Here is a 12,612-nt window from a genome sequence, read left to right as displayed (position 1 = left end):
CCCCACTCCCCACTCCCTATTGTGTTAACAGTTTAAAAATCCCGGTATCTTGAAGATAGCGGGATTAGAATTGGTCATCAAAAATCAAAATATGAAAAAACCCGGCTTAACCGGGCAGATGCTCTGTTTGTCGAATTGAGCAGGACTAACTATACCTCGATGTCGCAAGTTAAAGGACAAGCGGCATATACAGAAGTCTGCATTTGTTCAGATTCTCCATTTAACCAGCTCAACCACTTGACTTCGTTGGGATGTATGCCCTTGAAAGTCAACACGCCAGCAGCAATCATCACTGCCAAGACGTTAAACATGATTAAACCGCCAGATACTAGCAAAACTGCACTAACAGGCATTACAGACTGCAACACAATTGACAACAAGCATCCGACCGTAGCCATCAAAAAGACTAATGGAAAACCGACAACCAACAAGCATACTGCCAATGTGAAAGTCCAAATCAAAAAACTTTTGATCATCATCAAGGAGTAGGTCTTTCCTAGATTAGAGCTTTGAGCCGAAACCATGACTTTTCCTCCCAAAAATATACAGCAAGGTTTTTATCTCAGTCATATATCGTTGTTCACGAGTTAACTGAATCGTTCAATTGAAATTTCAGTATATAGAAAGCTTTTAATAAAATGAGCATTTATTTACTAAAGTTTACACTTGATTTTTTGTACCTGTGAATGTAACGTCTACTTCACATTTAATTTTTGACCTCGTTTATGGCATCTACCTTTAGGCATAGAGGATAATAGGGCTTGGCTATACCAGTGCGTTTCCCCCTGATAAATTCGCATTTACTTAACACTTCTTATAAAAACTGTCCCTAATTCTCATAATTCTCAGAAAAATCTGAAAAATTTGTCCCCGTTGATTTTGCTATCTCTTTACGTCTATGTTTGACATCAAAAATTCTGATTTATCAGACTGAGTATTTAAATGAACTTCTATTTATAGTTATATTTACTGTAGGACTTGAATGGATGTAGTGTGTTAAACAAGTCTGTATGAGCAAAAATCGAAAATATTCTTTTGAGACTAAAAAATATACAAGTATGAAAAATCTAATTTAACGGTTTGTGGCGTTCACATTCTGAGTCACCTTTCCACGGCATTCAAAGTGGCCACAAGAGATTTTTCCCTGATTTGAGTAGAGCAATTCCACATTTTAAAGTTATATGACAGAATCACAGGTTCCATCAAATTCAAATCCGGTTTCCCCCCGAAACGTACCGCTGATCCCGCCACCTCCGCCATCCTTCTTAACGCAACGCCAGGCTACACAAACCTTGGATATGTCCAATAGGAGTTCCAGTCAAGCTGCTAGTCATCGTCCGGGTAGTCCCCCACCGATGCCTGCTTCTGTAACTGTTAAAACTACCCCTCCCACTCCGACGCTCAGTTTAGCGCAGCTGATTAGAAAAGCTTACGATTTAGAATATTCTGATGTTCATTTGGGAGTAGGTGAAATCCCCCGTTTCCGCAACCGAGGAGAAATAATCACAACGGATTATCCAGAAACCGACAAAGAGACATTTATGAGTTGGTTGCTGGAGGTGATGACAGAGGCAGAGATTCAGCATTTTCAAGAATCTCTAGAATTTGATGGTGCAACTCAGTACGAATTTGCCCGTGTGCGGATTAATGTTTTTGGCTCCCTCAAAGGCTATGGAATGGTGCTGAGGTTAATTCCTCTGAAAATCTTATCTATGGAACAGTTAAGATTACCGACTATTTTGCGGGATATTTGTCACTACCACAAAGGGTTGATTTTAGTCACGGGGCCAACTGGTTCGGGGAAATCGACGACAATGGCAGCGATGATTGACTATATCAATAGAGAGATGCCTAAACATATCATCACTATTGAAGATCCGATTGAATTTGTCCACCAAAGCCACAAATCTTTAGTCAGACAACGGGAAGTAGGAATGCACACCCGGAAATTTGACAACGCTTTAAAAGCAGCTTTACGCGAAGATCCAGATTTGATTCTGGTGGGGGAAATGCGCGATAAAGAAACAGTGAATACTGCCCTGAAAGCGGCTCAGACTGGTCACTTGGTTATGGGAACTCTGCACACCAATAGTGCGGTGAAAACGATTGAGCGGATTCTCAATCTTTACGCAGGTGAAGAACAAGACGCTATGCGGGTGGCAATTTCCGAGTCTTTAGTGTCAGTGGTTGCTCAAGGTTTGTGCCGCACAACTGATGGTAAGCGGGCGGCATTCCACGATATCCTGATTAACACTGAGGCCATCAAAGAATGGATCAAAGATGGTAAGTATGATGATATTACTGAGTTGATGAAGCAAGCCAGTTTTGATGGGATGATTACCATGAATCAGTCTTTGTTCAATCTCTACCAAGAAGGTCGGATTACAGAAGAAACAGCTTTGGAAATGTCCCCAACTCCTAACGAAATGGCACAGTTTCTCCGAGGACGAGTTTAGGTACAATGGAGGATCAAAAGAAGCAGGGGAGCAGGGAGCAGGGAGCAAGGGAGAGGACAAAAGACGGAGCTTGTACTCCGCCCTCCAGTTCAAGCGCCTTAAAAGGGCGGGGCTTTGTACCCCCCCTGCCCCTTTCCCCTCTGCCTCTTCTGTAAAAAAGCCAAGTTTTTGACTTTTGTTTGCCCTCAACCCTCTAACTGACTTGATCACAGATAAACGGTCTAAACCCCAGTTGTTCAAAGGTATTGCCCTTTTTACACCAGGAGGAGATTTAATTTACTGCATCGACCCTAACAAGCAGGGTCGATGGCATTTACATTTGTGTGCTGTTTTGCAGGAAATCTTAGATTTACGAGAACCGCCACATTTTTTAGTACCTTGTTATACTGCAACTATTGACCATTGGTTAGATCCACATACGCATCAAGTCAGAACTTTTGCGGAAGCTTATCCGGCTGTAATCCGACATCAGGCTGTACTGAACGCGATTTTTGGCACGGAGTTAGTTTGGCAAACAGCACCTTGGCAGGAGGGTTTGTGCGATCGCATGGTATTGTCAACTTATCGCTCCACCTTTCCCCAACTTTGGGAAGACCATGATTTGATTGTGGATTTGGACTGTTCGCAATCGAAACCCAAGTATTATCCACCTGCGATCGCTACGCAAAAATTACAGTTACAAGCTGAGTGTTATGTTTTACGCTTATTTGTGGCTGGACATAGTGCAAACACTGAGCGGATTCTTCAGAATCTGCACGGACTTTTAGAGCGATCGTTGGGGTATCCTTACACAATGAAGGTGATTGATGTGTTAACGAATCCCGAACAGGCAGAAATTGATCAAGTTTCAGCCACTCCCACTCTCGTCAAGGTTTGGCCGCAACCGATTCGGCGCATTGTTGGGGATATAGATAATGTCGATAAACTTTTACAGATGTTAGGCGCTACCGAAAAAATTTAACCAAAATTAGGGTTTTTAACCCAGGTCGCTGGGTTTTGTCTGTGTAGGGTGGGTTAGCGCAGCGTAACCCACCATCAACCATAAACTTAAGGACAATGGTGGGTTACGGACTAATATCCTAACCCACCCTACAAATTAATTGGGGATTTTATTCCTTGGAAGTCCCTAAGCACACGCCAAGTCTGGATTCCTCTTGTGTACTCACTTCTGGTTTGTGAAGTCAGGGAGGGAAATGACGATTGTTTTCGTTGCGTTTAGTTCAGTGGGAAAAAGAACCCAAAAAATTAGCTAAAATGCTCCAATTTATCAATAAATCTGATTAGTAAATTGGGCAATTCAAATATTTGCTAAAGCAGGAATATCAACTATTAATCTTAATATTTTTATAGAAAAATACAGGGGGTGAGCAAATAATCTACAATATATTTATTGGTGTAAATAAATTTAATTCATCAATAACTATACTAGCACTCAAAAGTTGGCGATCGCTATCTATGACACAGAGGGCAGAAAATACTAAGGATTATCCACCTCGCTTTGCTCATGCTAGGGTCGATCTTGTGGCCATAGCATCTTCGGCTGGGGGTTTAACTGCCCTGACTAAATTACTATCAACATTACCAAAAGATTTTCCGGCCGCGATCGCAGTGGTGCAACATCTGGCTCCCCAGCATGGCTCACTCATGGCAGAGATTTTAGATCGGCACACGGCTCTGAAAGTCAAGCAGGCAGAAGAAGGTGACTGTCTGGAGGCAGGAACAGTTTACATTGCACCGCCTGATTATCACCTACTGGTGAACAGCGATGGCATACTGTGTTTATCCCAATCAAAACCAGTAAATTTTGTCCGCCCCTCGGCTGATTTGTTATTTGAATCTGTGGCGACTAGTTATCAAGACCGCGCGATCGCCATTGTACTAACTGGAACAGGTAGAGACGGCGCGACGGGGGTAGAAGCCATCCATAGAATGGGTGGTACTGTGATTGCCCAAGACAAAAAAAGCAGCGAATTTTCTGGGATGCCTAATGCCACAATTAATACTGGTGATGTAGATTTTATTTTACCTTTGGATGAGATATCAGCCACCTTGGTAGCTTTAGTTATGGGTTAATACGTATTAGGCAAAAAAAAAACTGGAGGATGGGGGCAAAAAATTGTCCCCGTGTCTCCGTGTACCCGATTCCTTATTTATGAATTCCGTAGAAAAAAACCCTGAGTTTGAAAATTTACTTACTTATTTGAGACAAAGCCGGGGCTTTGATTTCACAGGCTATAAGCGTTCAACTTTGATGCGTCGGGTACGCAAGCGAATGCAATCTTTGAGCATTGAAAGCTTTGAGGATTACTTAGACTATTTAGAAGTGTATCCAGACGAATTTAATCAACTGTTTAACACGATTCTGATCAACGTGACTGCTTTTTTTCGCGATGTCTCAGCCTGGGAATACTTAAAAGAGGAAGTGTTACCCAAGATTGTGGCGCGGAAAAATCACCTAGACCACATCCGGATTTGGAGTGCGGGTTGTGCTTCTGGTGAAGAGGCTTACACTTTGGCGATGCTGATGGCGGAAATTTTGGGAGCAGAAGAATTTCGTCAACGAGTAAAAATTTATGCTACAGATGTAGATGAAGAAGCTCTGAATCAAGCCCGTCAAGCAGTGTATTCAGCTAAGGATGTCCAGCTAGTACCACCGGAACTGAAAGAAAAATATTTTGAGCCTACAGGAAATAACTATGTCTTTCGCCAAGACTTGCGCCGTTCAGTGATTTTTGGTCGTCATGATTTGCTGCAAGATGCGCCAATTTCCCGTTTAGACTTGCTGGTATGTCGCAATACACTGATGTATTTTAATTCTGAAACTCAAGGGCGGATTATGGCTCGGTTTCATTTTGCTCTTAATGATACAGGGTATCTGTTTTTGGGCAAGGCAGAGATGCTATTAATACATTCCAATTTATTCACCCCCGTAGACTTAAAAAATCGCATATTTAGCAAAGTCACCGTGGGGAATTTACGCGATCGCCTGCTAGTTATGGCAAATACAGTAGACGAAGAATCTAGCCACCGTTTATCTCGGTATATGCGGCTGCGAGAGATGGCTTTTGATTCAGCAACCATCGCCCAAGTCGTAGTGGATATCAATGGGACATTAGTGCTGATGAACTCCCAGGCGCGCACTGTGTTTGGTCTTTCACTCAAGGATTTAAGTCGTCCTTTTCAAGATTTAGAACTTTCCTACCGACCACTAGAATTGCGATCGCTCATTGAACGGGCTTATGCGGAACGCCGGACGATCACCTTGACAAATGTAGAGCGCTATTTATCCAATGCCGAAATGCAATATTTGGATGTGCGAATCATCCCTTTGGAAGATGTTGATAATTCTCTGTTAGGTGTAAGCATTGTTTTTCATGATGTGACTCGTTTTATTCAACTCCAAGAAGCTTTGCAACGCTCTCGACAAGATTTGGAGACTACTAACGAGGAACTCCAGTCTACTAATGAAGAATTGGAGACTACCAATGAGGAACTCCAGTCTACCAATGAAGAATTGGAGACTACCAACGAGGAACTCCAGTCTACCAATGAAGAATTGGAGACCATGAACGAAGAACTCCAGTCTACCAATGAAGAATTACAAACCATTAATAACGAACTCAGCGAACGCACCACAGAACTTAACCGCACTAATGTTTTCTTGGTCTGCATTCTCAAAAGTCTGCAAACAGGCATAGTGGTGATTGATAACAGCTTTAATATCTTAGTTTGGAATTACATGGTAGAGGATTTGTGGGGTTTAAGAACAGACGAAGTATTAGGAAAATCCTTATTTAGTCTAGATGTGGGTCTGCCTCTGGAGCAACTGCGATCGCCTATCCGGGATTCCCTCTCTGGGAAGCAGCAGTTCCAAGAAATGATTTTAGATGCTACCAATCGCCGGGGAAGACAAATAAAATGTTATCTGGCTATTACTCCCTTATTTGGCACAGTCATGGAAGGTGCTGTATTAATGATGACAGATGTAGATCGAGTCAAAAGTATGATTTCTAGCAAAGAAATTGTCCAAAGACGACAGCAACAACAATAGGAGTAATCACAGGAGAAGAAGGTAAATGATCAGAGAAAATTTAGAACAAGCGATCGCCGGGGCGCATCAGCGACTAGATAATTTATCTGAGCGTGCTAGTCAAATCGTACAGCCGAATGCTTCTCTGGAATTGTTGCAAGAAGCGATCGCCGAAACTGCCATTTCTTTAGAAGAGTTACACGTATTGGCTGAAGAGCTAACACAGCAAAACCAGGAATTAGTGGCTACCCGCCATCTTGTAGAAGCAGAACGCCAGTCTTATCAGGATTTATTTAATTTTGCCCCCGATGGATATTTAGTTACTGATGTGACTGGGGTGATTCAAGAAGCTAACTATGCTGCGGCCAAGTTACTGAATGTCCGCCAATCTTACTTGATCGGCAAACCGTTGGCTGTGTTTGTCCATCCGACAGAACTGCCAAAATTTCGCTCCTTGATGGGAAAATTACAAGAGCAGCAAGATCACAAAAGCACCCAAGAGTTACGGATATTTCACAATGAGGGGAAAATAGACTTTCCGGCGGAAGTGACAGTTGTCCTGAATGAAGGTAATTCTGAGGGAAAAAAAGCGGGCTTGAGATGGCTATTTCGGGATATTAGCGATCGCCTCCAAGCACAGCAAAAAATCCGCGAACAGGCGGCGCTGCTAGATATCACCACAGATGCCATTCTGGTGAGAGACTTGCAAAACCAAGTTTTATATTGGAATAAAGGCGCAGAAAATATTTATGGCTGGCGCGCCGTGGAAGCGATCGGCAGAAATACCTGGGAACTGTTAACACCAGAAGCTTCACCTCAACTGGCTGAAGCGCTGAAAAGTGTTTTGGAGAATGGTTCATGGTTGGGGGAGTTACGCAAAGTCACCAGGAAAGGCCAGCCCGTGATTATTAACAGCCGTTGGATACTCATGTATGATGCCGCAGGTGCGCCCAAATCGATCATGACTGTGGACACTGATATCACCAAGAAAAAACAAGTAGAAATGCAGCTGCTACGCGCCCAGCGATTGGAAAGCCTCGGTACTCTCACCAGTGCGATCGCCAATGACCTGAATAATATCCTTTCTCCGATGATGACAGTCGCTCAACTTCTACCCCTAAAACATCCCCAGTTGGGTGAAAGTTCGCTACAGATGCTCAATTTATTGGAAACTAATACCAAACGGGGGACTGATTTAGTCCAACAAATGCAGTCATTTACCCGCAACTTTCAAAGCCAAAGCCCAATTGTGTTAGTTTCACAACTCATCCAAGAAGTTGAGCAAACAATCAAAGGCATATTTCCTAAATCTATCGAAATTGCCACAGATATAGCATCAGACATCGAATTGGTTCTGAAAGATCAAGCCCAACTGCAAGAAGTATTGATCAACTTATTAGTGAATGCTCGTGATGCCATGCCTCAAGGTGGTAAAGTGCGAATTTCCGCGAATAAAGCCGTAATGGATCAAAGCTTTACGAAAACGCATATCGGCGCAAAAGTTGGTAACTACATAGTGATTACAGTTAGTGATACCAGAGATGGCATTGTTTCAGACAACAGCGCTGACGCATTTTTAACTACCAAAGAAAAGCGTAAACATACTGCTTTGAGTTTATCTATAATTATTGATATCATCAACAGCTATGGTGGTTTTGTGGAAGTCTCCAGTCAAGTAGGAGTGGGTAGCCAATTTCAAATTTACTTACCCAGTAGTGACCGCACTCCCCCCACAGTGGATGAAATCAAACTGCCCACAGGCAACGGAGAATTAATTTTAGTTGTAGATCAGGAAGCGGCAATTACTCAAATTACCAAAACCACATTAGAGATTCATAACTACAGGGTATTAATTGCCAACAATGGCATTGAAGCCCTCAGCCTCTATACCCAGCATCAAAAGGACATTCAACTAGTGTTGATAGATATGATGATGTCATCAATGACTGGGGGAACTGCTATTCGCACTTTGCAAATCATCAACCCGCAGGTACAAATTCTGGCTATGAGTGGATTTGCGGCGGCTGAGGCCTTAGTACAAACTACTGTGACGGGAATTCAAGGATTTTTAGCAAAACCTTTTACTGCGGATGAATTATTGAATTGCATCAGTAATGTACTTATGGCGAAAATGACTTCGAGTTAATCAAACAAACCCACCCAGCGATCAGATAAATTTTGGGTTAAAAATGAAACATGAAGATAATCAAGCCGATCACCAACTGGTTAGAAACCCGTGCTATTGCTCCTACATATACTGGGTGGGTGTTAGCAGGAATTGCTATTTGTTTTTTTGGGGCTGCCGTGAATACTATGGCTGGCTGGCTGTATGCCATTAGTGGCATTAGTTTTGCCATTTTAGGTATCTCCGCTTTTTTACCTCCGCGATCGCTAGTGGGTTTAGTTGTAAAACGTCGCCCGATGCAACCTGTCTCAGCAGGCGATGAGTTGACTGTGGAATTAGAAATCTGCAATCAGACGCGGCACGCTGTCAGCTTGTTACAAGCAGAGGATTTATTACCATTTGTCTTGGGTAAACCAGTTAAAACCGCCATTGAGACGATTAACAGTCAAGGCAGTTACCATTGGGTATACTATCAACCAACTTCCCAACGGGGAGTCTATCGCTGGCAGACAGTCGAACTGGCCACTGGTGCGCCTTTAGGATTGTTTTGGTGTCGCCGTCGGCGTGAGTGTACAGCCACAGCCATTGTTTATCCGACTGTGTTACCTTTGACCACTTGCCCCCTAGTGGATGAAATTGGGCAAGAAGAAAGCAAAAGAGGTGATCCCCGTGGAAGACCTTTGCAAACAGCGACTTCGGGGTTAGTGCGATCGCTACGTCCATACCGCATGGGCGATCCCACACGCCTGATCCACTGGCGAACCAGCGCCCGCTACGGGGAATTACGGGTGAGAGAGTTAGAAATAGTTACCGATGGGCAAGATATCGTCATTGCCCTTGACAGTGCCGGTAATTGGAACTCAGAGCAATTTGAGCAAGCAGTAATTGCCGCAGCATCCTTGTACTTTTATGCACAACGCCAACAAATGCAAGTGCAACTATGGACAGCATCCACAGGTTTAGTTCAAGGCGAGCGTGTGGTTTTAGAAACTTTAGCCGCAACCAGATATCAAGAAGAGATTAGCACCAGCGACCAAAGCAATGCCTTAATTTGGCTAACTCAAAACCCCTTAAGCCTGACTTCCCTACCCAAAGGTAGTCGTTGGGTATTGTGGCAAAATCTCACCTCACCAGATGAAGCAGCGGTAGTTAATTGGGATCACCCTGGTATTGTTGTGCAGAACGAACAAGACCTGCAACCGCAACTGCAAAAACTATTACCTTGATCCTGATCTCAAATCAGACTTCAATACTCATCAGTTCAAAAAAGAGGAAAGGGAGGTAATTTCCCACCCCCTGCTCCCTGCTCCCCTGCTCCCTGCTCCCTGCCTTTTCCGTCAGATTGGGGAAATCTCCCCAGTAATAGCCCCGTGAGGCTGAGGTACAATGCAAAGAAATATTTAAATTATGAGCGCCGATATGATCTCATCAGAAAATAACACAACATCCACCGATAAAAGCCTAGAGGCAATGCGGCATTTTTCCGAACAGTACGCAAAACGGACTGGAACATACTTCTGTTCTGAACCTTCTGTCACCGCAGTCGTAATTGAAGGACTAGCCAAACATAAAGACGATTTAGGTGCGCCATTGTGTCCCTGTCGCCACTACGAAGACAAAGAAGCGGAAGTCCATGCTACATATTGGAACTGTCCCTGCGTACCCATGAGAGAACGCAAAGAATGCCACTGTATGCTGTTTCTGACCCCAGATAACGAATTTGCGGGAGAAAAACAAGAAATTACTCTAGAAACCATCAAAGAAGTTCGAGAAAGTATGGGATGAGCGAAATTATCCCCCAAGAGTTTTGGCAAGGGGTAGAACAGTTTAACTCTGGACAGTTCTACGCCTGTCATGACACTTTAGAGGCTTTGTGGATAGAAGCCAGCGAACCAGAAAAAACCTTTTATCAAGGCGTTCTCCAAATTGCTGTAGCGTTGTATCATTTAGGTAATGATAACTGGCGAGGTGCAGTAATTTTACTGGGAGAAGGCAGCAATCGCCTGCGACGTTACCCATCTGTTTACAGCCGCATTGATGTAGACGAGTTATTGAGTCAGAGTGCAGGATTGTTGTCAGCATTACAACAAATGGGAGCAGAAAAGTTTAGTGCTGGTGACTTGAGCGATCGTCATGCTTTGCCTTCACCAAAAATAGTGCTAATCAACGAGTAATATCATGTCCGCCTAATTAATTATCATTGCCGCATCTGTGCAAAAACTGCCAAATCCTCTTTCCCCCTGCTCCCTGCTCCCCTGCGGCCTTCGTCACCGGACACGATATAAAACTACCCCCCTCATGGACTCGTTCCCAGCCCCAAACTGGGAATGCAGGCTTCGGGGCTGCTGTCTCCAAAATAGTCCATTAGTTAAGAGTCTTCCTATTCAAATCAATAGCGGGCTGCTATAAATGTGGATATTGGCGAAACCTTGAGGCTTGACAAAGCGTCAATATTCCCAGCGACCATCTCAACTTACTCCAGAATGTAGATTTTATATCTGGACAAAGAAATTGAGATAATTAGTATACAAGCTGATATCCTAAATCTGTAATTAAAACATCATGTCCTGCTATCAATTACCAGTATCACAAATGCGTCGCGTGGGATTAGCCTTGATGCTACCAGCTGCACTCTTAGGTACATTGACATTTCCTTCTCGGATGCAAACTGCTACTGCACAAACATCTCAGCAAAATACTCCCCTCACAATCAGCGCTGATGTGCAAGAATATAACGCCAACACACAAGTAGCAACGGCTCGCGGTAACGTGCAGATGTTGTATCCGGCTCGCCAGATTAAAGCCACAGCTGCTCAAGCACAATTCTTTAGCAAGGAACGCCGCATTGATTTGATGGGCGGTGTCTATATTTTGCAAGAGGGAGTTAATAGTATCCGTGCAGAGAAAGTGACTTATCTGATTGACGAAGGACGTTTTGTGGCTTTACCTCAATCCAACCGTCAAGTAGAGTCTACCTACATGGTGAATGATTCTGAAGTTGGCGGACAATCTAATTAGCATCAATTACCAACACAGGCGCGACTCGTGAAAATTGTTTTAGAGAATATTCACAAATCTTACGGTAAGCGAAATATCGTCAATCGCGTCAACCTTTCCATTTCTCAGGGTGAAGTCGTCGGGTTACTAGGTCCCAATGGTGCGGGTAAAACGACGACCTTTTACATTGCTACAGGCTTAGAAAAACCCAATCAAGGAAAAGTTTGGCTCGATGGTATAGAAATAACTGGAATGCCTATGCACAAAAGAGCGCAATTAGGCATTGGTTATTTAGCTCAGGAACCAAGTGTTTTTCGCCAACTCTCAGTCCAGGAGAATATTCTCTTAGTCCTAGAGCAAACTAATGTGCCACGATGGGAGTGGTCAAAACGAATTCAAGCTTTACTACACGAGTTTCGTTTGGAAAAAGTAGCGAATAGCAAAGGAATTCAACTTTCTGGTGGGGAAAGACGGCGAACAGAATTAGCGAGGGCTTTAGCTGCGGGACGAGAAGGCCCGAAATTTTTACTTTTGGATGAACCATTCGCCGGAGTTGATCCCATTGCTGTTTCCGAGATTCAGCATATTGTCGCCCAATTAAGCGATCGCGGCATGGGCATATTAATTACAGATCACAATGTCCGCGAAACCTTAGCCATTACAGACCGCGCCTATATTATGCGTGAGGGGCAAATTCTCGCCTTTGGTAATCCTGAAGAACTCTATAATAATCCCCTGGTACGGCAATACTATTTGGGTGATAACTTTCAAGCTTAAATTAGTAATTGAGCATTTATAGCAATTCCCATTCAAGTGAGGTACAAGCAGTAATAATTAAACGCAGATGGACGCAGATAAACGCAGATAATTTTGTACTGTATTAGACTAGGAAATGCTATAACTGTTGATTTTTAGAGATAATTGGTATGACTGAAAATTAGCGGCTTTTGCCATTGATTGAAGTAGCACAAGAAGACAGGAACGACCACAAAATTGTGATATTT

Annotated in this window: 11 protein-coding genes; 10 read left to right on the top strand and 1 reads right to left on the bottom strand. The window is 43.4% G+C overall.

Translation table 11 applies throughout. The features are described from left to right. Nucleotides 1-149 precede the first annotated feature (149 nt). On the bottom strand, nucleotides 150-524 hold the full coding sequence (locus AACX33_RS10805; RefSeq protein ID WP_193998501.1) for a hypothetical protein: 375 nt from the start codon (nucleotides 522-524) through the stop codon (nucleotides 150-152). A gap of 657 nt (nucleotides 525-1,181) precedes the next feature. On the opposite strand from AACX33_RS10805, the gene AACX33_RS10800 reads away from it, so the two are divergent. The 10 genes from AACX33_RS10800 to lptB all read left to right on the top strand — a co-directional run bounded on the left by AACX33_RS10800 (nucleotide 1,182) and on the right by lptB (nucleotide 12,385). Then, on the top strand, nucleotides 1,182-2,456 hold the full coding sequence (locus tag AACX33_RS10800) for a type IV pilus twitching motility protein PilT (RefSeq protein ID WP_193998502.1): 1,275 nt from the start codon (nucleotides 1,182-1,184) through the stop codon (nucleotides 2,454-2,456). Nucleotides 2,457-2,631: 175 nt separating this feature from the next. Then, entirely contained in the window at nucleotides 2,632-3,417 is a 786-nt protein-coding gene (locus AACX33_RS10795) for a circadian clock KaiB family protein (protein ID WP_227789013.1), read from the top strand. 494 nt (nucleotides 3,418-3,911) lie between these two features. After that, entirely contained in the window at nucleotides 3,912-4,529 is a 618-nt protein-coding gene (locus AACX33_RS10790; protein ID WP_193998503.1) for a chemotaxis protein CheB, read from the top strand. Nucleotides 4,530-4,608: 79 nt separating this feature from the next. After that, nucleotides 4,609-6,507, top strand: coding sequence for a CheR family methyltransferase (locus tag AACX33_RS10785; RefSeq protein WP_193998504.1), 1,899 nt, complete (start codon nucleotides 4,609-4,611; stop codon nucleotides 6,505-6,507). Nucleotides 6,508-6,532: 25 nt separating this feature from the next. Next, nucleotides 6,533-8,632: a PAS domain-containing hybrid sensor histidine kinase/response regulator gene (locus AACX33_RS10780; RefSeq protein ID WP_193998505.1), complete on the top strand. Its 2,100-nt coding sequence runs from the start codon at nucleotides 6,533-6,535 to the stop codon at nucleotides 8,630-8,632. Between the two features lie 50 nt (nucleotides 8,633-8,682). After that, nucleotides 8,683-9,837 (top strand): DUF58 domain-containing protein, encoded by a 1,155-nt coding sequence (locus tag AACX33_RS10775; RefSeq protein ID WP_193998506.1) that lies wholly within the window; start codon nucleotides 8,683-8,685, stop codon nucleotides 9,835-9,837. A gap of 193 nt (nucleotides 9,838-10,030) precedes the next feature. After that, nucleotides 10,031-10,396 (top strand): ferredoxin thioredoxin reductase catalytic beta subunit, encoded by a 366-nt coding sequence (locus tag AACX33_RS10770; RefSeq protein WP_193998737.1) that lies wholly within the window; start codon nucleotides 10,031-10,033, stop codon nucleotides 10,394-10,396. Beyond that, entirely contained in the window at nucleotides 10,393-10,785 is a 393-nt protein-coding gene (locus AACX33_RS10765; protein WP_193998507.1) for a DUF309 domain-containing protein, read from the top strand. Before AACX33_RS10770 ends, AACX33_RS10765 begins: the two co-directional genes overlap by 4 nt. 385 nt (nucleotides 10,786-11,170) lie before the next feature. Beyond that, on the top strand, nucleotides 11,171-11,629 hold the full coding sequence (locus AACX33_RS10760; protein WP_193998738.1) for an OstA family protein: 459 nt from the start codon (nucleotides 11,171-11,173) through the stop codon (nucleotides 11,627-11,629). A 27-nt stretch (nucleotides 11,630-11,656) separates the two neighbouring features. After that, the gene (gene lptB / locus AACX33_RS10755) at nucleotides 11,657-12,385 is read left to right on the top strand and encodes an LPS export ABC transporter ATP-binding protein (RefSeq protein WP_193998508.1); all 729 of its coding nucleotides are present in this window, start codon (nucleotides 11,657-11,659) and stop codon (nucleotides 12,383-12,385) included. The last annotated feature ends 227 nt before the right edge of the window (nucleotides 12,386-12,612 follow it).

The sequence above is a fragment of the Nodularia sp. LEGE 04288 genome (assembly GCF_963896525.1).
Lineage (GTDB): Bacteria > Cyanobacteriota > Cyanobacteriia > Cyanobacteriales > Nostocaceae > Nodularia.
The sequence above is the reverse complement of the archived record's forward strand: the minus strand, read 5'-3'. Positions and strand labels throughout refer to the sequence as shown.